Source organism: Flagellimonas marinaquae (assembly GCF_003992675.1).
In the GTDB taxonomy this organism is placed as follows: Bacteria; Bacteroidota; Bacteroidia; order Flavobacteriales; family Flavobacteriaceae; genus Flagellimonas; species Flagellimonas marinaquae.
Genome location: NZ_RZMZ01000015.1, coordinates 74,948 through 100,007, shown reverse-complemented (window position 1 = coordinate 100,007; position 25,060 = coordinate 74,948). Strand labels below are relative to the sequence as shown.

The window sequence follows — 25,060 nt, the reverse complement described above, 5'->3', positions numbered from 1 at the left end:
ATTAAAATGACATCTACTTCACTGTTTTGCTTTTTTTGATGGGGGCATTCCCAACAACATTGGATAATACAATATGAGTACGGCACTCACCATACACGATAAGCTCGTCTATAAATTTTTCCAAGTGTGACTGATCTCGCAACACCACCTCCATAATGATATTTTCGTTGCCCGTGATCCTGTAGCAATTCACCACTTCCTCAAAGGTCTTCACCTTATCCAAAAACGGCTTTAGCTTTCCCATAAAGGCTCGCAACATGATAATTGCCTTGAATTGATAGCCTGCCTCTACATACGAGATTTTCGCACCATAGCCTTCCACAATACCAAGGTCTTCCATTTTTTTGACCCGCTCCGCCACTGCAGGAGGTGTAAGACCTACTTTTCTACCAATATTGGCAAACGATTCCCTTGCGTTCTTTTGTAAATGATGCAGTATTTGCCAATTCAAATCATCTATCTTCATTTATAAAGTAATTAAGTACTATTATTTTACTTTCAAAGGTAAAATTAAACTTTCGCTTTAATAACAAAAGTAAGAAAATTTAAATCGTGCGTAATTTTATAAGACTAAATTGCTTTGAAAAATGGAGAGAAATTCTCTAAATTCCTTAGGTGTATACCGCAAATCTTTGGCGCTTCGCGATATGAGCGAGGCCGTCGCTGCTTACTTTACCCAAAACCGGGAAATTCTGTCCTTTCGCAAAATCGACTCCTTTAGGGACGATATCTCCCGTTCACTTTTGGCCGATGCCGACCTTATCACCAAAGAAGTGGAGCAGGCTGCACTTAGCAGCTGCCCTTCTGTTCGGATGAAAAGCCTTTCTTACGTGAACATCATGACCCGAAACATCTTGGCCTATTGCAACGGACTGGAAAGAGATGGGGTCAAGGAAAAAGAGTATCTCAATCTCCTTAGAAAAGAGATTCGCATCTTCCGCGTATCCTTTAAAAAATGGAGAAAATCCCTCATCAACAAAAACGACTGACTCCTATTACATATTCCTTCGGTATTGCCCTCCCACTTGGAACAAGGCTTCCGTAATCTGCCCTAACGAACAGTATTTGGCTGCCTCCATCAATTTTTCGAAGATATTTTCATTGTTGATGGCCACCTGTTGCAACTCCTTCAGCTGCTCCTCAGCTTTGCTGCCTTCGCGCTCATGCAAGTTTTCCAAGGTCTTAATTTGATTTTGCTTTTCGATTTCCGTAGCCCGAATCACTTCTGCTGGAAGAATGGTTGGTGAGCCTTTAGAACTCAAAAAGGTATTTACTCCAATGATTGGGTATTCCCCGGAATGCTTCAACGTCTCATAATGTAAACTTTCTTCTTGAATTTTGGAGCGTTGGTACATGGTTTCCATAGCACCCAAAACACCACCGCGTTCGGTAATCCTATCAAATTCCATTAGTACGGCTTCCTCGACCAAATCGGTCAATTCCTCAATGATAAAGGATCCCTGAATCGGATTTTCGTTCTTGGCCAACCCCAGTTCCTTGTTGATGATCAATTGAATGGCCATGGCCCTGCGGACAGATTCCTCGGTAGGCGTGGTAATGGCTTCGTCGTAGGCATTGGTGTGCAACGAGTTGCAATTGTCGTAGATGGCGTACAACGCTTGAAGCGTGGTGCGAATATCGTTGAAATCAATTTCTTGGGCATGCAAACTTCTTCCCGAGGTTTGGATGTGATATTTGAGCATTTGTGCCCGAGGGTTTGCGCCATACTTTTCTTTAAGGGCTTTGGACCAAATGCGCCGGGCCACCCGACCGATGACCGCATATTCCGGGTCCACCCCATTCGAAAAGAAGAACGAAAGATTGGGACCAAACTTGTTGATGTCCATTCCCCTGCTCAAATAATATTCCACATAGGTAAAACCGTTGGACAGCGTAAACGCCAATTGCGTGATTGGATTGGCCCCCGCTTCGGCAATGTGGTAACCTGATATGGAAACCGAATAAAAATTACGGACTTGTTGCTTGATAAAATATTCCTGCACATCACCCATCAATCTCAAGGCAAACTCTGTGGAAAAAATACAGGTGTTCTGCGCTTGGTCTTCTTTCAAAATATCGGCTTGCACCGTGCCCCGCACCTGATTCAAGGTCTTGGCCTTGATGTCTTCATACACATCCCTGGGCAGCACTTGATCTCCCGTAACGCCCAAAAGCATCAATCCTAGACCGTCGTTCCCTTCGGGCAACTCACCATAATACGATGGAGCCTCTGCGTTTTTCTCCTTAAAGATCGCCTTTATCTTTTTCTGGACCTCCTGCTCCAAACCGTGCTCTTTGATGTATTTTTCACAGTTTTGGTCTATAGCGGTATTCATAAAAAAAGCAAGCAACATGGGTGCTGGACCATTTATGGTCATGCTCACAGAAGTCATTGGACTGCTCAGGTCAAATCCGGAATATAGTTTTTTGGCATCATCCAAACAGCAAATACTCACCCCCGCATTTCCGATTTTTCCGTAAATATCCGGGCGGTGGTCTGGGTCGTTCCCGTAGAGCGTCACCGAGTCAAAAGCGGTGGACAATCGTTTGGCTGGCATGTCCATACTCACATAGTGAAATCGGCGATTGGTCCGTTCCGGTCCGCCCTCTCCGGCGAACATTCGGGTGGGATCTTCCCCTTCCCGCTTAAATGGGTACAAACCGGCAGTGTAGGGAAATTCCCCAGGCACATTCTCTTGTAAGATCCACTGTAAGATATCCCCCCACGCCTTGTATTTGGGCAGGGATACTTTTGGGATTTGGCTATGCGAAAGGGATTCGGTATGGGTTTTTATTTTGACCTCTTTGTCCCGTACCTTAAAGGAATAGATGTCGGCCGCATAGCGGTTCACTTTTTCCCTCCATTTGATGATGGCTTCCCAGTGCAGTGGGTTCAAATGCATTTTGATGCGATCAAATTCCTTGATCAAAAGATTGACCAGCTCTTTGGACTCGTCATTTTTGAGATGTGATTTGATGTGCTCCTCGTTCAATCCGGATTTATCCAAAAAGGATTCCTCTGCCTCCTCTTGCTCCATGCCCAAAACAGAAGACAGGGTCAAAAACACGCCATACAGTTTTTGGGCCGTTTTCGATTCTTCACGGGCCTTTGCATCATAATTTCTATTGTTTTCCGCAATTTCCGACAGATATCTGGTCCGCGACGGCGGAATCACATAGATTTTCTCGGTCATTTCCTGGGTCACTTCCAGGGTGGATTGTAATGATGAACCTGCCTTCTCCACCAAGGTGTCCATTACCTTTTTATAAAGACTGTTCATACCTGGATCATTGAACTGGGAAGCGATGGTACCAAATATGGGAAGCTCATCCTCATTGGCGTGCCACAATCCATGGTTACGGGCGTATTGCTTCTTTACATCACGTAGGGCATCCAAAGCCCCTCTTTTATCAAACTTGTTAATGGCAACGATATCGGCAAAATCCAGCATATCGATTTTTTCCAATTGCGTTGCCGCACCAAATTCGGGCGTCATTACATAAAGAGACACATCGCTATGCTCCAAAATTTCGGTATCGGACTGTCCGATGCCTGAAGTTTCCAAAATAATGAGGTCGTAGTTTGCTGCTTTGAGCACTTGCACGGCTTCGGACACATGTTTGGAAAGGGCCAAATTGGACTGTCGGGTGGCCAACGAACGCATGTACACCCGCTCGCTGTTAATGGCGTTCATCCGGATGCGATCGCCCAAAAGCGCACCTCCTGTTTTTCTTTTTGAAGGATCTACGGATACAATGCCAATGTGCTTATCGGGGAAGTCCATCAAGAACCTACGTACCAGTTCATCCACTAAACTGGATTTTCCAGCACCTCCCGTGCCTGTGATTCCCAAAACGGGAACATTGCCCTGTCCTTTTTGGATGGCGGATTCAAATTTTTCGAAAGCATCATGACGGTTTTCCGCCAAAGAAATTAAACGCGCTAAAGTGTTGGGGTGCTTGGCAGCCAATTCCTGCTCCAGACTTCTTCCCTTTGGGAAGGTTAAATCGGGAACGGCAGTATCGCAACGTTCCACAAGGTCATTGATCATTCCCTGAAGACCCATTTCCCTTCCGTCATCGGGCGAATAGATCCGCTCGATGCCATAATCCATCAAATCCTTGATTTCTTCTGGAAGTATAACGCCACCACCGCCACCAAATATTTTGATATGCCCTGCACCTCTTTCCTTTAGCAAATCGAACATATACCTAAAATATTCGTTGTGTCCGCCTTGATACGAGGTCATTGCAATGGCGTTGGCATCTTCCTGAATGGCGCAATCGACCACTTCGGATACACTTCTATCGTGCCCTAGATGAATCACTTCGACCCCAGTGGCCTGAATGATTCGTCTCATGATGTTGATGGCCGCGTCATGTCCATCAAACAGGGAAGCTGCGGTTACGATGCGTATTTTATGTTTGGGTGTGTAGGCTTGAATTTGTTCCATCATCAATAAAGGATGTAATTTTGCTCTGCAATTTACGGAAAATGCAATTGAAAATTGATTTTGATTAAGATTGTATAAAAAATAGTAAATGTTTGGGCTTCCTTTTTTGAATACCATAATTTTACCCCGTCAAAACCAAGCCCATGAAGCTGACCATTCTCATCAATTGCCCCGATCAATCGGGGATTATTCGCTCGGTTACCACCTTTGTACATCAGCAACAAGGAAATGTAGTGTATTTGGACCAACATGTGGACAAGCAGGCGGGGGTGTTTTTCATGCGTTTAAAAAGCGAGTTCGAACAGGACATTGACCTGAATAAATTCAAGGAAGATTTTGGTCAAGAACTGGCAACACGCTTTCAAATGGAATGGGATGCCTATACGGATGGCTACAAACCAAAAATGTCCATTTTTGTTTCCAAATACAACCACTGCCTATACGATTTGCTAAGCCGATACAATTCTGGAGAGCTGGCGGTAGAAGTTCCCTTTATTCTGAGCAATCACAAAGATTTGGAATATGTGGCCGACCAGTTCGGCATTCCGTATTTTCACATTCCAGTGACGAAGGAAAACAAAGCGGAAGCGGAGGACAGGCAATTGGAACTTTTGGCAGAATACGGGGTCGATTTTATCGTTTTGGCCAGATATATGCAAATTGTATCACCAAAGGTGATTGATGTATTTCCGCAAAAAATCATCAACATCCACCATTCGTTTTTGCCAGCCTTTGCGGGTGCCAAACCCTACCATGCAGCGTTTGAACGAGGTGTGAAAATTATTGGTGCCACCAGCCATTATGTAACGGAAGACTTGGACGAAGGGCCCATTATTGAGCAGGATGTCACGGCGGTATCGCACACCCATTCAGTAAAGGATTTTATCGCAAAGGGCAGGGACTTGGAACGCATAGTGCTTTCCCGTGCCGTTCAGCTTCACGTAGCCCGTAAAACAATGGTCTACAATAACAAAACGGTTATTTTTTCATAATCAAATCAAAGATTATGTATCTTAATATCAACTAGTAACACAAAACACCAAATTCTTACATGAATCAAGATTATATACAACCGAATGCATGGAGTCTCATTGAAGAAGGTTTCGATAAGGAACGTGTTAAATCTTCTGAAAGCCTATTCAGTATCGGAAACGGCGCCATGGGACAACGTGCCAACTTTGAAGAATCCTATTCCGGCCCCACATTCCAAGGAAGCTATATCGGAGGGGTCTATTATCCTGACAAAACCCGCGTAGGTTGGTGGAAAAATGGCTATCCCGAATATTTTGCCAAGGTATTGAACGCTCCCAACTGGATTGGCATTGATGTATGGATTGATGGCGAACCTTTGGATTTGGCAAAATGCAGCCAGGTAAAAAACTTTAAGCGGGAGCTTAACATGAAGGAAGGTTGGTACCGAAGAAATTTTGAAGCCACCACCGCCAACAATATTGAAATCGCAGTCGTGGCTACCCGCTTTTTAAGTCTTTCCCATGATGAAATGGGGGCGATTCACTACGAAGTAACCTTGTTGAACAGCGATGCCGAAATTACTTTTAAGCCTTACTTGGATGCCGGCATCACCAACGAAGACAGTAACTGGGACGACAAATTTTGGAACACTACAAAAATAGCATCGGAAAAGAACCGTGCCTTTGTGGAATCGCACACCATGAAAACACATTTTAATGTGTGCACCTTCATGCAGGCCCATTTGGTGCACGGGGACAACATCAAAGCTACTCCTGACAATGTGACCAAGGAGGAGCTTTCCATTGGATTGGAGTTCACCCATAAGGCCAAAAAAGGCGAGAAAGTCAGTCTGGTCAAGTTTGGGGGCTACACGGTGGACAGAAACCACGATGCAACTAAGCTGACCGAAGCAGCCAATGACCTTCTCGATACTGCTTCCAAGCTCGGGTTTGATGGGCTTTTAGATGCCCAAAAGAAGGCATGGTCCCAAATTTGGGAAATGAGCGATATTACCATTGAAGGAGACATTAAGGCCCAACAAGGTATCCGTTTCAATATTTTCCAATTGAACCAAACCTATACTGGTACCGATTCCCGTTTGAATATTGGTCCCAAAGGTTTTACAGGTGAAAAATATGGCGGAAGCACCTATTGGGATACCGAAGCCTACTGTCTCCCCTTTTACATGGCCACCAAAAATCAGGAGGTGGCGCGCAAGCTGCTGAAGTATCGCTACAACCATTTGGAAAAGGCTATTGAAAATGCTGAAAAACTGGGCTTTACTAAAGGTGCTGCGCTTTATCCCATGGTAACGATGAACGGCGAAGAGTGCCACAACGAATGGGAAATCACTTTTGAAGAAATCCACAGGAACGGCGCCATTGCCTATGCCATTTTCAACTACACACGCTACACTAACGACCAAAGCTACATTCCCGAAATGGGATTGGAGGTCTTAATCGGTATCGCACGTTTCTGGCAACAACGCGTCAATTGGTCCGAACATCGCAAAAAATATGTGATGCTAGGTGTAACTGGCCCCAATGAGTACGAAAACAATGTAAACAATAACTGGTACACCAACTATCTGGCCAAATGGTGTCTGGAATATGCCCTGGAACAATTGGAGCAGGTACAGCAAAACTATCCTTCCGATTACAAAAGGGTGATGGACAAAACCCAATTGAGCAATGATGAAACCGGACTTTGGAAAAAAATTGCTGCCCACATGTACTTCCCATATTCCGAGGAACATGGCGTATACCTGCAGCAAGATGGCTTTTTGGACAAGGATTTGGTGCGAGTGGCCGATTTGGACAAGAAAGAACGGCCTATCAACCAACACTGGAGCTGGGACCGAATCCTTCGTTCGCCCTATATTAAACAAGCCGACACGTTACAGGGGTTTTACTTTTTTGAGGACCATTTTACGGATGCCGAGCTGGAGAAACATTTTGATTTCTATGAGTCATTCACTGTTCATGAATCCTCCCTGTCGCCTTGTGTACACGCCATACAGGCAGCAAAGCTGGGCAGAATGGAGCAGGCTTATACCTTCTACCTACGAACCTCGCGTTTAGATTTGGACGACTATAATAAAGAGGTGGAAGAAGGTTTGCACATTACTTCCATGGCCGGTACTTGGATGAGCATTGTGGAAGGCTTTGGTGGCATGCGCATCCAAAACGGAACTTTATGCTTCACTCCGCAAATACCGGAACAATGGGAATCCTATTCCTTCAAAATCAACTTTAGAAACAGGATCATAAAAATAACTGTTAGCCAGAAAGGAACCACCTTTACCATTGACGAAGGAACGGACCTCGAAATCATGCTCAACGGTCAACCGAAAACACTTTCCCATGTGTAACAAGAGATAGGAAAATCAAATATTCAGCTTTCCGTTTGGATGAATTTCATCTAAAATGCTTCATCAGCAACCAAATTATGAAGCAATACAGCTATTTTCATATCAATTTTAAACACAAAACCATGAAGAAAATAATCCTAAGTGCCTCCGTGCTTTTTTTGATGAGCTGCGCCGAACTCCAACAGGTGGTGAACCAACTGCCACAGGGCACATCGGGGATAGGCAATGAGCAAATTGCCCAAGGCCTGCGCGAAGCCCTGAATATGGGCATTGAAAAACAGGTGGACAAATTGGCGTTGGAAAACGGGTTTTTTAAAAACGAACTGGTAAAAATCCTGCTCCCCGAAGAATTGCAAAAGGTGGACAAAACGTTACGCGATGTTGGATTGTCCAGTTTGGCCGACGAGGGTCTGCGCATCATTAACCGGGCCGCCGAGGATGCCGTTGGGGAAGCGACACCCATTTTTGTGGATGCTGTAAAAGGTATCACTTTTAATGACGCAAGACAGATTCTTTTGGGGAACGATAATGCTGCCACGCAGTATTTACAACAGACAACCAAAACTCAGTTGTACAATAAGTTCAACCCTATCATCAAAAAATCGTTTCAAAAAGTGGGCGCGGACCAAATATGGAGCAACATCATCAACAAATACAACAGCCTGCCCTTAACCAACGATGTAAATCCTGATTTAACGGACTACACCACCAATGAAGCCTTGGAGGGTGTTTATACGATGATAGCAATCGAAGAAAAGGAAATTAGGACAAAAGTTTCGTCCAGAACAACAGATTTGTTAAAAAAAGTGTTCGCTCTGCAAGATTAATCATAATTTTTTCAGAAAAATGTAATAACTTTAAAACTAATGCGTTATAATTTCAAGATTCAAGAATAATTATAACAAAACCCTAAAGTTAAATTAACCTTGAGCTGAAGGTTAAACTTGAATTTTGTACAAGTTATCTGAGTTAGCATTTTTTTGAGTTAGTTAGTTTAAAAACCGGTGTACCATCACCGGTTTTTTGTTTTCTTGACAGGACGGTACAAGCCATCAAAGGCAATGGAAACCGTACCCTCCTCAGCCAGCACTTCCCATAATTGCCTTACCGTTCCATCCGTATTCAAAGTCCAGGTGATTCTATTGGTATAGGTTTTACCATCAGGTTTGGTAAACTCCTTCGAGGACAAAACCATTTGGTTACCTTGTCGGTTTCCCTGAAGCTTTAGCACAACCCCCGCATTATCGACCCATACTTGTTCCCACATTCCTGTTGCAGCATTAAAAAAATTAAGGCTTGTCCCGGTATAACCGACTTGGGCACTGGTCCAATTCTCTCGGATAACACAACCGTCTTCTTCCTTTGAAATACGGCTTTTGCCTGCGGGCGAACCATCCTTGGCATTAACGACCTCCCACTCCCCGATCCAAAAATCAAATGCCCTGTGGTTTTCGGTACAGCAAGCGCAGTTATCAAGACTTTGAGCACTCATAACCAAGGAAAACAAACATGCCAAAATGATCCATGACTTATGCATATGCAATGTTTTTGTAACTGTTCCACCTCTTTTAAAGGTACGTTAATTTTATCCTAACCCAATGTGATCTATCCGGGCCCATGTGGACCCAGACGTTAAATTTTAGATAAATTACCTGATTTATAGCCGTATAGCGTCCGAATCCATAGTCCACAAGGCCATTTTGCTCGTATCTTTGAAAGTAACAAATCTTTGGAGCTATGAATAATCAGTATTGTAAAGTAGGAACGGTAACGCCCATCACCGGTTTAAGTCATGCCGCCTCCGTTTTGGAAGTGATGCACCATAATTTCATGGAAAAGGCAGCTAGTGTTTCTGGCAAGGATTCCCAATTGGGCGAATTTTTCAACAGAAAAGCGCAGGGCATCAAAAAGGTATTGGAAAGTCTTTAGTTTGAGGGCTATCTCAACTTGCTCAGTTCAATTTCCATTTGCTGCTGGATTTCCTGTGCCTTTTTCGCAGCAGTTTCAGCAAAGTCGTGTCCTGTTGACGCATAAATAACACCTCTGGATGAATTCACCAATAATCCAACATCTTTGGTGATTCCGTACTTGCAGACTTCTTGCAAACTACCTCCTTGCGCTCCCACTCCGGGTACCAACAAGAAACTTTCCGGAACAATTTTTCTAATATCCGCCAAATATTCGGCTTTGGTGGCTCCTACGACATACATCAATCGCTCCGAGCCTTTATATGTTTTGGAAACGGCCAAGACTTCTTTGTAGAGTTCCTGCCCATCCACATTTTTGGTCTGAAAATCAAATGCCCCTTGATTGGAGGTCAATGCCAATAAAATCGTGTGCCTATCCTCAAATTCCAAAAAGGGCTCCACCGAATCTTTGCCCATGTAAGGTGCAATGGTAATGGAATCAAAATCCATCGTTTCAAAAAATGCTTTGGCGTAGCGCGTGGACGTATTTCCAATATCACCCCGTTTCGCATCGGCAATAGTGAACATTTCAGGATGGTTCGTATTCAAATAGTGCATGGTCCGTTCCAAGGATTTCCAACCTTGCAGCCCATAAGCTTCATAAAAAGCGATATTGGGTTTGTAGGCCACACAATACGAATGCGTAGCATCAATAATAGCTTTATTGAACGCAAAAATCGGGTCTTCTTCGGTTAAAAGGTGCTTTGGAATCTTGTCCAGGTCAGTATCGAGACCCACACAGAGAAATGACTTTTTTTGGTGTATTTGGTCAATTAAATCTGATAACTTCATTTTGATGGTTTCTAGGCCGTTCTTGGTTGTAACGGATTAAAATATCTCAGAAGCTTCCCTGAGTTTTTCGGTATTCTCTACCAACATGAGCTCATCGATGATTTTTTGGATATCCCCGTTGATGATGTTCTGCAAATCGTAAAGTGTAAGGCCAATTCGATGGTCGGTTACCCTACCCTGTGGATAGTTATAGGTCCGGATTTTTGCCGAACGGTCACCACTGCTCACTTGGGAATTACGCTTGGCTGCATCTTCGGCCTGCTTTTTGGCCAATTCCATATCGTACAAACGGGCACGGAGTACCTTGAAAGCCTTATCCTTATTTTTGTGCTGGGATTTTTCATCCTGACATTGCGCCACGATACCTGTTGGTTCGTGTGTCAATCGCACTGCAGAATAGGTTGTGTTCACCGACTGTCCACCCGGTCCGGACGAACAGAAATAATCAATCCGAACATCTTTGGGGTCTATTTGGACATCAAATTCCTCTGCTTCGGGAATCACCATTACGGTAGCTGCACTGGTGTGTACCCTACCCTGGGTTTCGGTCTGCGGTACTCGTTGCACACGGTGTACACCTGCCTCAAACTTGAGGGTACCATACACATCCTCCCCGTTCACCTCGAAATGGATTTCCTTATAACCACCACTGGTTCCTTCGCTCAAATCGATAACATTGGTCTTCCAACCTTTGGATTCGCAGTACTTGGTGTACATCCGGAAGAGGTCCCCAGCAAAAATACTGGCCTCGTCACCACCAGTACCTGCACGGATTTCCATAACCACGTTCTTGGCGTCTTCGGGATCTTTGGGAATCAACAGAAACTTGATTTCCTCTTCCAATTGGGGTAATGCACTTTTTGCCTCGTCCAATTGCATTTTGGCCATTTCCACCATTTCGGCATCGCTGCCATCAGCTATGATTTCCTCGGCTTCTTCAATATTATTGGTAAGGGTGATGTACTCATTACGCTTTTCATTGAGTACCTTAAGATCTTTGTATTCTTTGTTGAGTTTTACGTACCGTTTTTGGTCCGCAATAATATCCGGTTGTATGATCAGGTCCGAAACCTCATCAAAACGTTGTTTTACAATGTTGAGTTTGTCTAGCATAAATCAATCCTCCTAATAGGAATGCGAATTTACGATTTTTTAACGGGATTATTTGGTAAATCCTAGGGGTCAGTTGCCAACAAAAGTAGTCCCCAAGGTAACGATGAAAGCATTGAGGCCGTCGCTGCGGTCGTATTGACTAAAGCGTAGGTTGATGGTCTTTAACCCAAAGCTGAGCACCCGGGCACTGGTAAAAATATCCTTATACTGCACCCCCATCCCGTATTGATGCGCATCGTAGTTGGACAAATCGTAGTCCGACGTATAAAACTCAAAGGTAGACAACGCCTCTTCCTTGGGATAAAAATAATCCGCCGCAGTTTGGGTATAGTATCGATAGGTGGGAAACAGGGTAAACTTATCCGTAATCTTTATTGGAGCTTCCAAACTCGCTGTATGGGATTGAACTCCCCAATCGTCCCAATAAAAACGATAATACGATCGCAGAATTATCAAATCGTTCAGGTAATAGTTTAACCGCCCACCAATGGGAATTTTAAAACGGCTATCGGGCAATTGCTCCACATTGTCCGCCAATTGAAACTCATCAATAAAAAAATCCTCAAAATCCGAAAAATAGACCCGCTGGAAGGGCGTACTCAACAGGCCGTTTTGGGAAACCACGTCCATAAAAAGGGCTCCCTGCAATTTTTGGGTCAAGATTTGGCTGAAACTCAGTGAAAGTGAATAGGAGTTCCTGTTTTCATTCTCAAATTCCGAAAAAATAGGTTGATAGGTCCCATTTCCTGTGATGCGATCATCAAAAAAGCCATTGCGCAGCTCTATGGGGTATTGGGAATTCCATTTATCCAAAAATACACGACCGCTAAGGGTGATTTCCGTATTTTTTTCTTTGAACAACTTGGTAAAGCTGCCCCCAAATCCTATCGAAACATAATCGTACTCCGATGAAAAATAGCCGTTGGCGCTCCAAATGGTGTTTCGGTCATCGGAACTGTGCTGGTAGGTCGGGTTGATGTAAGCCAGCACATCCCTGCGCGATTCGCCCGAAGAGGCATCAAACGGACTCACATCCACACCACCATCCAAAGGATTGACGTTGCTGGAGGATGCTGAAGTATAGGCAGAAAGACCCACATCGACCGTTAAGATATCGTCCTCGTTCATGGGCATGCGCAACACAATGCTCGAAGTGGCATCAGTCAACTCCTCGGTGCCCTCACCGCCAGTTACGGCTGCATTTTGCCCATCTTGATTGTAATAACTGAACAACAAGTCAACTTCGCTCGCCTCCAGAACCCTTCGCTTATAAGAGGTATTGCCTTGCTGTGCCCATCCAACACAGACCGTCAAAAAGAAGAAAATCAGAGAAACAGGTTTTATGGAACAGGTGAATTGGATCATGGTTTTTTTGTATCGATTGCTCCTATGTATTAATTGCATCCGCATCCACCACCCGTTTTACCACCATTTGCACCAGCGGAAGCCTCCCTGTAAATATGGAAATTGGTCTCGAACCGCTCGCACGGCCTTGCACTTAACTGCATCTCCTCATCGTTCACATAAACCTTGTCGTACTCGCGAACGACAACGCAGGAACTGGAACTACTAAGCAGTATCAATAACCAAAAGAATTTTCGCATGAGCTAAATGTACTAATTCGTATCGAACAGAATGCCCGAACTTCGATGAACTTTATTCTCCGAATCCACAATGACAGCCTCTACCCCATCAATTTGGTTGATCATATGCAGCCCTACATCACGTCCCATGGTAAAGACAGCGGTAGCCAAGGCATCGCACAGCTCGGCTTGCTTGGCAAAAATGGATACACTATTGATGCCCTTAGTGGGATACCCTGTTCTAGGGTCGATGATATGGGAATATTTTTCCCCATTGAGGGTGATATATTTCTCGTAATTCCCAGATGTGGCCACAGAGGACTCCACTACGGGCAGCCAACTAAATACTTTGTCTTTACTGAGCGGATTGGCGATGCCCACCAACCATTTTTCGCCAGTGACTTTGGTACCCCAGGTGGTAAGATCGCCTGAAGCGTTGATGATTCCGCCTTTGACCTCTTTGGAAACCAATAGATCCTTGGCTTTATCAGCGGCATAACCTTTGCCGATGGCGCCAAATCCGATTTTCATGCCTTTTTCGGGAAGAAATACGGTTGAATTCTCGGCATTCAGTACCATTTTTTGATAGCCCACTTTGGCAACAGAATTTTTGATTTTGTCAGCCGTAGGCATTTTATCCATGCTCCCATCAAACTTCCAAATCTGGTCCATGGAAGCATAGGTGATATCGAAGGCCCCATCAGTGATTTCCGATATTTTGATGGCTCTTTCTATCAAATTAAACAGCTCACGACTCACTTTTACGGGCTTGATTCCGGCATTTTTGTTGATTAAAGAGGTTTCTGATTTTTCATCCCAAGATGAAATGAGCCTTTCGATGCGTTCAATCTCGGATACAGCTTCATCAATATTGATGTACCCTATTTCCTCGTTGGGTGCCACTACGGTAATCTCAAACCGGGTCCCCATCAATTTCAAGGTCTTTTTTACAGTTACATCCGTTTGCCTCGACTGCCCGAAAGACAGCAGGCAACACAGACTGCAGGTCAAGGCAAACAACGTTTTCATTGGAGGAATTTATTAAGGGTCTTGATATACTTTTCAGGACTGGTTCGGGCCACAAAGCCTGTGGTTCCCAAGACTTTCTGATTTTTGTCCATCACTACCACCAATGGAAAATAACCCTTTGGGTTATATTTTTCTGCCAGGGATTTATTCTGGTTCAGCTTTTCCTCTGGCAGTTTGTTCTGCTTCTTTCTAGGGAAATCGGCATCGTACATCACATAATGTTCCAAAGCGTAGGCCTTAAACTCATCGCTGTCAAAAATATGTCGTTTTAAACGGATGCAGGGAGCGCACCAATCTGAACCTGAAAACACCAATACAATCGGTTTTTCCTCGGCCGAGGCTTTGGCTAGGGCATCATCAAAACTTTCCTCCCATTGTTGTGCCTGAAGCGCACAGGAGCAGCAAAGTAGCCATATATAGATGATGTTTTTCATTCGATTTGGGATTAGCAAATTACTCAAACACTCGCAATTCGGAGCCGTTGAGTTCTGTATTGTACACCTTTAAGGCTCTGGCCGGGTTTCCATCCACCTGATTGAGGGGTGTGCCGTCTTGATCGAACCTTGATCCATGGACGTCGCAATAAAAAATACCGCCATTCTGGTTTACAAACCTCACCTGATCATAGGATTCATGGCTGCAGACCTGACTAGCGGCCACATACTCACCCTCCAAATTCCTTGCGACCACCACTAAGTTTTTGAGGATAAAACCACCGTTTTGCGAGAGATTAGCGGCTTCTTGCGACGTCAAATCGATGGTAAAATCGACTCCAGTGGGTTCTTCCACCAAATTTCCATTCACTTCGTCCTTGGAGCAGCCGTGTAAACAGGGGAATGCAAGGGCAAAAGCAGCGCCGGCGCCCAAACTTCGTAGGAATTCCTTTCTTTCCATAGCGTGAGGTTTATAAATTAAAACGCTATTTCGAGGGAAATCGTATGCTAATAGGTAAACTTACCGTAGGTACTCTGGATGGTCAATTTTTTGGTATCGGATGATTCCACTCGGCCAATGATCTGGGCATCCACATCAAAGCTTTGGGAAATGGCTACAATATCCTCAGCAACCTTCTCATCCACATACAGTTCCATTCGGTGTCCGCAATTGAACACTTGGTACATTTCTTTCCAATCGGTATTGGATTGTTCCTGTATCAGTTTGAACAATGGTGGGATAGGAAACATGTTGTCCTTGATGATATGTAGGTTCTCCACAAAGTGGAGAATTTTGGTCTGTGCACCACCGCTGCAATGTACCATACCGTGAATTTCTTCGGATGAGTAGCGCTCCAACACTTTTTTGATAATGGGTGCGTAGGTTCGGGTGGGCGATAAAACCAGTTTTCCTGCATCAAGCGGTGATTCCGGTACTTCATCCGTCAATTTTGTGTTTCCTGAATATACCAGTTCCTCTGGAACGGAAGCATCAAAGCTTTCGGGATATTTTTTGGCCAAATATTTCGAAAATACATCATGTCTGGCAGAGGTGAGCCCATTGCTGCCCATTCCTCCATTGTATTCACTTTCGTAGCTCGCTTTTCCAAAAGAAGCTAAGCCTACGATCACATCACCTGCTTTGATATTGGCATTGTCAATGACATTTTTGCGCTCCATTCGGGCCGTAACCGTTGAATCCACAATGATGGTACGCACCAAATCGCCCACATCGGCTGTTTCGCCTCCAGTGGAACGAATGGTAATGCCATGTTTCTCCAAATCGGCAATCAATTCTTCGGTACCATTGATGATAGCAGAGATGACCTCTCCGGGAATCAAGTTTTTGTTTCGACCAATGGTAGAGGATAACATGATATTGTCGGTAGCACCTACACAGATCAGATCGTCCACATTCATGATCAGGGCATCTTGGGCAATCCCTTTCCAAACGGAAATATCCCCGGTTTCCTTCCAATACATATAGGCCAAAGAGGACTTGGTACCAGCACCATCGGCATGCATTACCAAACAGTGATCGTCGCTACCCGTTAGGTAATCGGGTACGATTTTACAGAACGCTTTTGGAAAAAGACCTTTGTCAATATTTTTTATGGCATTGTGCACATCTTCCTTGGAGGCGGAGACACCTCGTTGTGCATATCTCTTACTGGTATCGGATGACATATGAAAGGTTTGGGCAAAAATAACGGAAAGCCATCAAATTATTGATATGCTTTCCGTCTTTTCCCTTTTTGTGAGTGGTCCTATTTGGAGAACAGCATCTCGCGATACTTGGTAAAGGGCCATAATTCATCGGCAATCAATTTCTCCAAGGTATCGGAATGCTCCCGGATTTTATCAAAATAGGGTTTTACATTGTTGCAGTAGGCCTGGGCTTTTTTCTCTACTGCCGACATGCCATTGGCACGCTTTCGGGCATCGGCCATTTCGTCCGTTAGCTTTTTGATCTCAACGATATGCTCCGCGATTTGCTCCAAAATGTTCAATTGGACCTCTCCCATTTTCTTATGGGCCGCTCCATACACCTCTTTCAACCCATGGATGTTTTCCAAAAGGATGTTCTGATATTTGACCGCGGCAGGAATAATATGGTTGTACACCATTTCGCCTAGCACACGCCCTTCAATCTGAATATGGAAAATGTAGGCTCCCAACTCTACCTCCTTGTGGGCCTTAAGCTCCACTTCGTTCATCACATCCATTTGCTTGAAAAGTTCCAAGCTCTCCTTTGCTGTGATAACTTGCAACGCCTCCGGGGTGTTTTTGTTAATGCTCAGTTTGCGTCTTCTCGCTTCTTCTTGCCATTCTACCCCATAGCCATCCCCTTCAAAGCGGATACGTTTGGAGGTTTTGATATACTCCCGAAGCACATTGAAAACGGCTTCGTCCTTTTTCAGGTTTTTCTTATCGATAAGTGCATCGACCTCTTTTTTAAAGTCGGTCAGCTGCTTGGCCACAATGGTATTCAGCATGGTCATGGGCTTAGCACAATTCGTCTTGGCCCCTACCCCTCTCATTTCAAACTTGTTTCCGGTAAACGCAAAAGGCGAGGTTCTGTTCCTATCCGTATTGTCGAGCAATATTTCGGGAATCTTTCCAACCACGTTCAATTTGAGCTCCGTTTTTTCCTGAGGCGACAATTTTCCTTTGGAAACCCCTTCCAGTTCATCCAGCACATCGCTCAGTTGCTTTCCTATAAATATGGAAATGATGGGCGGTGGTGCCTCGTTGGCTCCCAATCGATGGTCGTTACTGGCGGAGGCGATAGAAGCCCTTAACAATTCTTCATAGGTGTCCACAGCTTTGATGGTGTTCACAAAGAAGGTCAAAAACTGAAGGTTTTTCATCGGCGTACTCCCTGGACTCAGCAGGTTTACCCCTGTATCGGTGGCCAAGGACCAGTTATTGTGTTTTCCCGAACCATTGATTCCTGCAAAGGGCTTTTCATGGAAGAGGACGGAGAAATTGTATTTGTCGGCAATTTCCTCCATCACATCCATCAACAACAAATTATGGTCTACGGACAAATTGGCTTCCTCGAATACCGGAGCAAGCTCAAACTGATTGGGCGCTACCTCGTTATGGCGTGTCTTTACCGGAATGCCCAATTTGGTACATTCTTTTTCCAGTTCGCTCATGAAACCCAGTACCCTTGCAGGGATTACACCAAAATAGTGGTCGTCCAATTGCTGACCCTTGGCGGAAAAGCTGCCCACTAAGGTCCGTCCCGTTACGGAAAGATCCATTCGGGAATTGACCAATGCCTTATCGATCAAAAAGTATTCTTGCTCCCAACCTAATGTAGCATAAACTTTCCGTACGTTTTTGTCAAAATACTGTGCCACTCCGGTTGCGGCCTGATCCACAGCCTGAAGGGCACGTAGCAGAGGCGCTTTATTGTCCAGGGCTTCACCGGTATAAGCGACAAATATGGTTGGGATACAGAGTGTGGTTTTATAAATAAATGCTGGGGAGGTAGGGTCCCAAGCGGTGTAGCCGCGGGCCTCGAAGGTGTTTCGGATTCCTCCGCTAGGAAAACTGGATGCATCAGGTTCTTGCTGAACCAATTGGGCTCCACCAAACTTTTCCATGGCCTTACCGTTGGGCAGAATATCAAAAAATGCATCATGCTTTTCTGCTGTGGCACCAGTCAAGGGCTGAAACCAATGGGTATAATGGGTCGCGCCCATGGAAAGTGCCCAAGCTTTCATTCCCTCGGCGACCTGGTCGGCAATTTTTCGATCAATTTTGGTACCTTGAAAAATCGCTGATTTCACCTTTTCAAATGCCTCAGCAGTAAGAAACTGAAGCATTTTTTCCTCATTGAAGACATTTTTCCCGAACAGCTCGGATCTTTTACCTGTCTCGTTTATATCGGCATGTGTCCTATTTCGGCTTTCGGCCAAGGCATCAAATCTTGTTTTCGGCATATTCCATAATTTTTAAAATTCAAATCTACAATTAAGAATTTAATAATATATGCTTCAAAAATTACTTTTTTTTCATTCCACCCTCCTTTTGATAGGGGTAAAATAAATATTAAATGCAATTTTGTGATTTTAACCCTTTAAAATATTGATAATTAAATGAAAAAACTATTTTTGTGATCATAAAATTGAGAACGATTAACTACCAGCATTATGAGCAAATCTAAATTAGAGTATCTATGGTTGGATGGGTATGAACCTACAGCCAATATTAGAAGCAAGACTAGAATTGAGGAAGATTTTAGCGGTAAATTGGAAGACTGCCCGATGTGGTCCTTCGACGGTTCTTCTACCAAACAAGCTGAAGGTGGTTCCTCTGACTGTCTTTTGAAACCTGTTGCCATCTATCCCGACCCAGCTCGAAGAAATGGCTACTTGGTGATGACCGAGGTATTGAACCCTGACGGAACTCCGCACGTGAGCAACTCCAGATCCACTATTGATGATGACAATGATGATTTCTGGTTTGGATTTGAGCAGGAGTACTTTATTATGGATACGGCGACACAACTGCCACTTGGATTCCCAGTAGGTGGTTATCCTGGTCCTCAAGGTCTTTATTATTGCTCCGTTGGTGGTAGAAATACATGGGGCAGGGACCTTGTTGAGGAGCATGCCGACCTATGTTTGGATGCAGGTCTTCAGTTTGAAGGAATCAACCAAGAGGTTGCTGCAGGACAGTGGGAATTCCAATTGTTTGCCAAAGGTGCCAAGAAAGCCGGTGATGAGATTTGGGTAGCACGATACTTGCTGCAGCGATTGACCGAGAGTTATGGCTACTATATTGAGTACCACCCAAAACCCATCAAAGGTGACTGGAACGGTTCTGGTATGCACGCCAATTTCTCCAATACCCTGTTGAGAACTTGTGGATCAAAAGAGGTATACGAAAAAGTTTGTGAGGCTTTCCGTCCCGTAACCAAGGAACACATCGCTGTTTATGGTGAGTACAACGATGAGCGATTGACCGGTAAACATGAAACTGCATCCATTAGCGATTTTAGCTATGGGGTTTCCGATAGGGGTGCTTCCATCAGAATTCCAATTATGACCGTAGAGAAAGGTTGGAAAGGATGGTTGGAAGACCGAAGACCAGCTTCCAATGCCGACCCATACAAAGTAGCGGCGGTTATTGTGAAAACGGTAAAATCTGCCAACGTATAAACGGAAAATAGATTAGTTGTTGATTATAGGTAAAAACCGTCCCGAGAATTTTGGGGCGGTTTTTATGTTATGGTAAAGTACACAAAAGCAGTGTAACAGGCCAAAAGAACTAAACCGTCCCTCCACCCCAAGCGCAATCCTTTGGGAAAAAAGACCAATGGTAGGATAAGGAAGGAGATTCCCAACATCCAAAATATGTCGTTGGACAACAATCCTTGGTCCATTACGGTTATAGGCGTGATGATAGAAGTGATTCCCAAGACCGCCAACAGATTAAAGATGTTTGAACCAATCAAGTTGCCGACAGAAATGGCCTTCTCTTTTTTGATAACCGCTATTACGGATGCAGCCAACTCCGGTATACTGGTCCCCACCGATACCACCGTTATACCGATTACCCTGTCACTCACCCCGAAGGACGAAGCAAGTCCCACAGCTCCATCGATGAGCAATTCGGAACCGCCCCATAGGGCCACACCACCCAATCCCAAAAACAGGGCCGTTTTATAAAGGGGAAGGGGAATATCGTCCTCGGGCATGTCGTCCACAACAGCTGTTTTTTGGAAGCGAAGTAGATACACCAAAAAAACAAATAATGAAGACACCAGCACTATACCCTCCGTTTGCCCCAATTGTCCATCAAAATAAATAAAACCAAAAAAGAGCAAGGAAGCCACCATCATCACTGGCCAATCGGTGGTATAAAAGCTTTTGCGAATCTCAATATTGCGCAAGATTACGGTAATGGCCAACACGAGGCCCAAATTGGCAATGTTGGAACCCACCACATTGCCCAAGGCAATATCGGGAAAGCCATCCAAGGCGGCCTTAATACTAACGATGAGTTCGGGCGCCGAGGTTGCGAAGGAAACCACCGTCATCCCTATCACAATTTTAGGAATATTCAACTTAAGAGATAATGCTACTGCTAACTTCAACAGCCAATTCCCGCCCGCAATCAAAAGGGCCAGACCCAAAAGTATAAATACCAGATTTCCCAAAGATGTAATTTTTAAGGACAAAGATAAGGGTTAGGCCATTCATCCCACATAAGGTTCAACACAATAAAAACTATAATTTTAGTTAATAAACTATAAAAATAGTTGTTTAACTATTTTATTAGTATTATGTTTGGTGCAGTTAAAGATTAGATCATGCAAAAATTGACCAATAAGGAAGAGGAAATCATGAAAATCCTCTGGGAGCTCAAAAAAGCTTTTGTAAAGGAAATCCTTGAAGAAATCGAAGGGGAAAAACCGCATTACAATACCTTATCCACCATAGTGCGAAATCTCCAAGAAAAAGGATATGTGGACCATGAAGCCTTTGGAAACACCCATAGGTATTTTCCTGTGGTCAGTAAGGAACAGTACCGCAAAAAATTTGTGAACGCTGCCATTGCAGATTATTATAATGATTCCTTCAAGAGTTTGGTCTCGCATTTTGCGCAAGAGGAAAAAATATCCATTTCGGAACTCAAGGAAATTATTGAACTTATAGAAAAGAAGAAATGATGGAACCTATATACATGTATATTTTACAGTCTGTCCTTATATCCGGAGGTTTTTTGGCGGTATACCATATCTTCTTGAAACGAGATACCCTTTTTACCGAAAACAGATTGTTTCTTTTATCCGGTTTAATTCTGGCCATTGCACTTCCATTGATCAAGATCAAAAAGACTGTGGTGATTGCGAAACCCACGTTGATTCAGGCTAGTGCTACCAGTGGAAAACTGACAACACCGATACAGGAGAGTGGGTTCTTCACGCTTCAAAATGGACTCGTTACCATCTACCTAGCCGTTAGTGTCTTCCTGTTGATACGATTCATACTTAAATTATCATCGTTGAAAAAATTGGCCGAAAAAGCACATCGAAGGAAGGAGACCCCATTTTTGCACTTGGTTACAGATAAGAAGATATCCCCGTTTTCCTTTTTTAACTACATTTTCTACAATCCACGCCTTTTTGAGCCCAACGAATTGCATTCAGTCCTGGAACATGAAAAGGCCCATGCCCGGCAATGGCATACATTGGACATCCTATTCTTGGAACTGCTGAAAATCGTGTTTTGGTTCAATCCGGTTTTATGGTTGTACAAAAGTGCAGTAAGAGAAAACCTGGAATACTTGGCGGACCATTTTGCCATAGCCCATGCTGCGGACAAAAAATCCTATCAATACCTGATGCTCAGACAAGTGGCAAACCAAAAGGAATACACCTTATCCAATTCATTTTATAATTCATTAATCAAAAAACGAATAGTCATGTTAAATCAAAATCAATCCAAAAAAATCAATGCACTCAAAATCTTGGTGATGCTTCCTCTGCTGGGGCTGTTCTTGGTAAGTTTCAGTATCAAGGAAACTTATATTTACAAAGAGCCCAAGGGCATAGAGGATGTAATGGTCGAAGAATTCGACAATGATGCCAAAACTGTAGAGCTTTCCATAACTAAAAACACCACGGATGCCGAATTGGACAAAATGAAGAAAGATCTGGCCGAGGATGGCATCGACTTCAGTTACACCACGGTGCGGAACGATGACAGGGAAATCATTGAAATTTCACTACAGTTGAGTGGCAAAAGTTCCGATGGCAAATCGTTCAGCGGTAATTACAATAGCAATTCTGACGGACCCATTGGCCCCATAACCGTGTTCTACGACGATGTGAACAATTCGGTTTCCTTTTGGAATGCAGGCAAGGGCCAAAACGTCAAAATACATCAAATAAAAGGCAAAGGCTCTTGGACCACTGATGATAATACCGAAATCATCATTAAAGAAGGTGATGAAGAGAAAGAGGTCATCATCATTGGAAAGCGACTGACGGAAGAAGAAATGGAAGATATCAATTTAGATAACGTTGCTTCCATTGTTGTGACAAAGGACGAGGAAGACGAAAACATTAAGCATTTGACGATTAAAAAAGTGGGAGAAGAGAAAAATAAGAATGTTGTGATGATCCAAACGGATGATGAAAAAAAGATCCATGTAAAAAGAGACAAAAATATAGTGGTGATCAAAGATTCTGTGAGCGATGAGGATAATGAAGTGATCATCGGTGATGAAGACGCTCGTTTCTTTTACATTAAAGATGACGGAAAAAGAAAACCCCTCTATTATATTGACGGTAAAAAGTCGGAATCAAAAGACTTTAAAAATATCTCCCCGGACAATATTGAAAGCATTAGTGTGCTTAAAGGAGATACCGCAGTGGAGAAGTATGGAAAAAAGGCGAAAAATGGAGTTATTGAGGTAACGACCAAAAAAGGCAATTGATCAAAAAACCAATGGTTTTTGAGTAGTCAGTAGAACCGTCTTTCGAGACGGTTCTTTTTTTTGTACCAAGACGAAAACCCCAAAAAAGACCTTTTTTTAAACGAAAGCTCCCTTGGTTTTTGAATCCCTTCCCAAAAAGCCTCTACAATTCTAACATTTATCTAGTAAAAAGTATATTATCGATTACATTTTATAACTTTTTTCAAGGGGATATATTTCACTTGAAGGAGCCATCTGTTTTTAAAGATACAATCTCGTATGCAATTACATTGTTTTTAGGTCAAATGCTTGGAAGCATGATATTTATCATTATATATTCGGGGACATAACAGAAAAATAATAGTTCTTTCAATCTTAAAAATCAATCAAAAAATGATAGCAATTGTAAAGGTTTTCATCACACTTCTTGTGCAACTCTTAACGGTTATCTTTATTTAAACCGTAAAGGGTTGCCACATTGCTATTGATCTCCATGGCTTGTAAACACCTTTGTGTATATTTGTATGCACCAACGCAACGATATGTTTTACAAGATTTTGGCAAAACTGAACAAGGCTCTGTTGCCCTCTTACAGTAAAAGGGGATTGGACTTGGCCAAAGCATCCAAATTGCAGATGGCCATTATAGGTTGGCGATATTTCGTCACGACCAGGGCACTTGATCAATACTGAAGCAATACCGCTTTCTGATAATTCCTTATTTTTTCAAATCCGTTCAAAAAGGTAAGTTCAATTAAAAAGTTGCATTGGACCACCTCTCCTCCCAACTTTTCGACCAATCGGCAAACGGCTTGGGCCGTGCCACCCGTAGCCAGCACATCGTCATGAACCAGTACCTTATCCCCCACTTCGATGGCATCGGAGTGAATTTCGAGGGTTCCGGTGCCATACTCCAACTCATACGATTCTGAAATTGTGGTGTAGGGCAATTTGCCCGATTTGCGCACTGTAACAAAGCCTGCACCCAATTTTTCGGCCATCATGGGCGCAAATATGAATCCGCGGCTATCTATACCAACCACTTTATCGATTTTCATATTATTGGTAAATCCAACCAAGGCATCGGCCGCTTTTTGGAGGGCAGTCGCATTTTTTAGGAGCGGAGTAATATCCTTAAAAACGACCCCGGGCTTGGGAAAGTCCTTGATATCACGAATGTAGGGTGCAAAATCCATTTTTTGTTCGCTAGGGTTTTGAGGTAAAGTTAAAAAGAAATATATTTGCAGCCCTTAAATAAGGCCGCGTGGCGCAACTGAATAGCGCATCTGATTACGGCTCAGAAGGTTGCAGGTTTGAATCCTGCCGCGGTCACGAATAAATCGAAAAGCAAGCAAAATCATAAAGCTTGCTTTTTTGATTTTGAGGGTTTTTGATTTTCAGCGCGTAGTGCTAAGGAAGTGGAACCATCCTGCCGCGGTCACGAATACGAGGTTCGACACCAAATGCTAATAGGTCAGCGTATTATACCCTCTGGCCTGCAACTGTAACATTCGAATGGAAGCCGTTTCCACAGGAATCAGGCCCGGAATGAGTTCGTCCGCGCTAACACCCAACTTGGACATGGCGACACTACATACGCTTACCCGCACTTTGTCCTTATACTTTTGATACAAGGACTCCAGTTCGGAACCTTTCTTAAGCTGCAAGACCACCTTGCCCTTTACGACGATCTCATAATCGGCAATGGTAACGCCGCTTGCCACCAATTTATCATACATCGACAGAACACCTCTAAAGTGTCGGTCTTGGGTTAAAACAAAGGCGTATTGGGTCGTTTTTTGCAGGTCGGATACTACCTCGGCACTCAATTGTTGCTGACCGGATACTTGATTCGTGGCCAAAACAAGCATGAAAAGAAAAAAAGAACAAAATCGAACGTGTTTCAT

The 25,060-nt window shown here is 43.7% G+C and carries 24 protein-coding genes and 1 tRNA gene; 10 read left to right on the top strand and 15 right to left on the bottom strand.

The window, feature by feature from the left end:
• Positions 1 to 13: 13 nt before the first annotated feature.
• The gene (locus tag EO130_RS09765; protein ID WP_127141329.1) at positions 14 to 466 is read right to left on the bottom strand and encodes an Lrp/AsnC family transcriptional regulator; all 453 of its coding nucleotides are present in this window, start codon (positions 464 to 466) and stop codon (positions 14 to 16) included.
• A gap of 121 nt (positions 467 to 587) precedes the next feature.
• Here EO130_RS09765 and EO130_RS09760 point away from each other — a divergent pair, with 121 nt between their 5' ends.
• A complete protein-coding gene (locus EO130_RS09760) occupies positions 588 to 989 on the top strand; it encodes a hypothetical protein (RefSeq protein ID WP_127141328.1) in 402 nt (133 codons plus the stop codon).
• A gap of 6 nt (positions 990 to 995) precedes the next feature.
• On the opposite strand, the gene EO130_RS09755 is transcribed toward EO130_RS09760, so the two are convergent.
• Complete coding sequence (locus tag EO130_RS09755) at positions 996 to 4,454, bottom strand: methylmalonyl-CoA mutase family protein (protein WP_127142062.1); 3,459 nt, start codon at positions 4,452 to 4,454, stop codon at positions 996 to 998.
• Between the two features lie 143 nt (positions 4,455 to 4,597).
• On the opposite strand from EO130_RS09755, the gene purU reads away from it, so the two are divergent.
• From purU to EO130_RS09740, 3 genes are all read left to right on the top strand, one after another.
• Positions 4,598 to 5,446 carry a formyltetrahydrofolate deformylase gene (gene purU / locus EO130_RS09750; protein WP_127141327.1) on the top strand — a complete coding sequence of 283 codons (849 nt, stop codon included), beginning with the start codon at positions 4,598 to 4,600 and terminating at the stop codon, positions 5,444 to 5,446.
• Positions 5,447 to 5,505: 59 nt separating this feature from the next.
• Positions 5,506 to 7,797, top strand: a complete 2,292-nt coding sequence (locus tag EO130_RS09745; protein WP_127141326.1) for a glycoside hydrolase family 65 protein — start codon at positions 5,506 to 5,508, stop codon at positions 7,795 to 7,797.
• A gap of 122 nt (positions 7,798 to 7,919) precedes the next feature.
• A complete protein-coding gene (locus EO130_RS09740) occupies positions 7,920 to 8,624 on the top strand; it encodes a DUF4197 domain-containing protein (protein WP_127141325.1) in 705 nt (234 codons plus the stop codon).
• A gap of 185 nt (positions 8,625 to 8,809) precedes the next feature.
• Here EO130_RS09740 and EO130_RS09735 read toward each other — a convergent pair whose 3' ends face one another.
• The gene (locus EO130_RS09735) at positions 8,810 to 9,334 is read right to left on the bottom strand and encodes a hypothetical protein (RefSeq protein WP_127141324.1); all 525 of its coding nucleotides are present in this window, start codon (positions 9,332 to 9,334) and stop codon (positions 8,810 to 8,812) included.
• A gap of 200 nt (positions 9,335 to 9,534) precedes the next feature.
• Between EO130_RS09735 and EO130_RS09730 the strand changes: the two genes are divergently transcribed.
• The gene (locus EO130_RS09730) at positions 9,535 to 9,726 is read left to right on the top strand and encodes a hypothetical protein (RefSeq protein WP_127141323.1); all 192 of its coding nucleotides are present in this window, start codon (positions 9,535 to 9,537) and stop codon (positions 9,724 to 9,726) included.
• An 8-nt stretch (positions 9,727 to 9,734) separates the two neighbouring features.
• Here EO130_RS09730 and pyrF read toward each other — a convergent pair whose 3' ends face one another.
• The 9 genes from pyrF to EO130_RS09685 all read right to left on the bottom strand — a co-directional run bounded on the left by pyrF (position 9,735) and on the right by EO130_RS09685 (position 18,668).
• Entirely contained in the window at positions 9,735 to 10,556 is an 822-nt protein-coding gene (gene pyrF / locus EO130_RS09725) for an orotidine-5'-phosphate decarboxylase (protein WP_127141322.1), read from the bottom strand.
• 36 nt (positions 10,557 to 10,592) lie between these two features.
• On the bottom strand, positions 10,593 to 11,669 hold the full coding sequence (gene prfA, locus EO130_RS09720; RefSeq protein ID WP_127141321.1) for a peptide chain release factor 1: 1,077 nt from the start codon (positions 11,667 to 11,669) through the stop codon (positions 10,593 to 10,595).
• Positions 11,670 to 11,738: 69 nt separating this feature from the next.
• On the bottom strand, positions 11,739 to 13,034 hold the full coding sequence (locus EO130_RS09715) for a DUF3570 domain-containing protein (protein ID WP_127142061.1): 1,296 nt from the start codon (positions 13,032 to 13,034) through the stop codon (positions 11,739 to 11,741).
• 29 nt (positions 13,035 to 13,063) lie between these two features.
• On the bottom strand, positions 13,064 to 13,273 hold the full coding sequence (locus EO130_RS09710) for a DUF4266 domain-containing protein (RefSeq protein ID WP_127141320.1): 210 nt from the start codon (positions 13,271 to 13,273) through the stop codon (positions 13,064 to 13,066).
• 12 nt (positions 13,274 to 13,285) lie between these two features.
• Positions 13,286 to 14,281, bottom strand: a complete 996-nt coding sequence (locus tag EO130_RS09705) for an FAD:protein FMN transferase (RefSeq protein ID WP_127141319.1) — start codon at positions 14,279 to 14,281, stop codon at positions 13,286 to 13,288.
• Entirely contained in the window at positions 14,278 to 14,715 is a 438-nt protein-coding gene (locus EO130_RS09700; protein ID WP_127141318.1) for a thioredoxin family protein, read from the bottom strand. Before EO130_RS09700 ends, EO130_RS09705 begins: the two co-directional genes overlap by 4 nt.
• Positions 14,716 to 14,734: 19 nt before the next feature.
• Positions 14,735 to 15,175 (bottom strand): QcrA and Rieske domain-containing protein, encoded by a 441-nt coding sequence (locus EO130_RS09695; RefSeq protein WP_127141317.1) that lies wholly within the window; start codon positions 15,173 to 15,175, stop codon positions 14,735 to 14,737.
• A gap of 47 nt (positions 15,176 to 15,222) precedes the next feature.
• Entirely contained in the window at positions 15,223 to 16,401 is a 1,179-nt protein-coding gene (locus EO130_RS09690) for an AIR synthase related protein (RefSeq protein ID WP_127141316.1), read from the bottom strand.
• 80 nt (positions 16,402 to 16,481) lie between these two features.
• The gene (locus EO130_RS09685; protein WP_127141315.1) at positions 16,482 to 18,668 is read right to left on the bottom strand and encodes a glutamine synthetase III family protein; all 2,187 of its coding nucleotides are present in this window, start codon (positions 18,666 to 18,668) and stop codon (positions 16,482 to 16,484) included.
• Between the two features lie 210 nt (positions 18,669 to 18,878).
• On the opposite strand from EO130_RS09685, the gene EO130_RS09680 reads away from it, so the two are divergent.
• Entirely contained in the window at positions 18,879 to 19,889 is a 1,011-nt protein-coding gene (locus tag EO130_RS09680) for a glutamine synthetase beta-grasp domain-containing protein (protein ID WP_127141314.1), read from the top strand.
• A 62-nt stretch (positions 19,890 to 19,951) separates the two neighbouring features.
• Here the strand turns inward: EO130_RS09680 and EO130_RS09675 are convergent, their stop codons facing one another.
• The gene (locus tag EO130_RS09675) at positions 19,952 to 20,890 is read right to left on the bottom strand and encodes a calcium/sodium antiporter (protein ID WP_127141313.1); all 939 of its coding nucleotides are present in this window, start codon (positions 20,888 to 20,890) and stop codon (positions 19,952 to 19,954) included.
• A 153-nt stretch (positions 20,891 to 21,043) separates the two neighbouring features.
• On the opposite strand from EO130_RS09675, the gene EO130_RS09670 reads away from it, so the two are divergent.
• The 3 genes from EO130_RS09670 (at position 21,044) to EO130_RS09660 (ending at position 23,846) form a co-directional block, all read left to right on the top strand.
• Positions 21,044 to 21,403: a BlaI/MecI/CopY family transcriptional regulator gene (locus EO130_RS09670; RefSeq protein ID WP_127141312.1), complete on the top strand. Its 360-nt coding sequence runs from the start codon at positions 21,044 to 21,046 to the stop codon at positions 21,401 to 21,403.
• A complete protein-coding gene (locus EO130_RS09665) occupies positions 21,400 to 23,175 on the top strand; it encodes a M56 family metallopeptidase (RefSeq protein WP_127141311.1) in 1,776 nt (591 codons plus the stop codon). The genes EO130_RS09670 and EO130_RS09665 overlap by 4 nt, the downstream gene beginning before the upstream one ends.
• Positions 23,176 to 23,696: 521 nt before the next feature.
• Positions 23,697 to 23,846, top strand: a complete 150-nt coding sequence (locus EO130_RS09660) for an SsrA-binding protein (RefSeq protein ID WP_127141310.1) — start codon at positions 23,697 to 23,699, stop codon at positions 23,844 to 23,846.
• On the opposite strand, the gene EO130_RS09655 is transcribed toward EO130_RS09660, so the two are convergent.
• A complete protein-coding gene (locus tag EO130_RS09655) occupies positions 23,837 to 24,349 on the bottom strand; it encodes an adenine phosphoribosyltransferase (RefSeq protein ID WP_127141309.1) in 513 nt (170 codons plus the stop codon). The genes EO130_RS09660 and EO130_RS09655 overlap by 10 nt on opposite strands.
• Before the next feature lie 62 nt (positions 24,350 to 24,411).
• Here EO130_RS09655 and EO130_RS09650 point away from each other — a divergent pair.
• Positions 24,412 to 24,485 (top strand) — tRNA-Arg (locus tag EO130_RS09650).
• A 134-nt stretch (positions 24,486 to 24,619) separates the two neighbouring features.
• Here the strand turns inward: EO130_RS09650 and EO130_RS09645 are convergent.
• On the bottom strand, positions 24,620 to 25,060 hold the full coding sequence (locus EO130_RS09645; protein ID WP_127141308.1) for a DsrE family protein: 441 nt from the start codon (positions 25,058 to 25,060) through the stop codon (positions 24,620 to 24,622).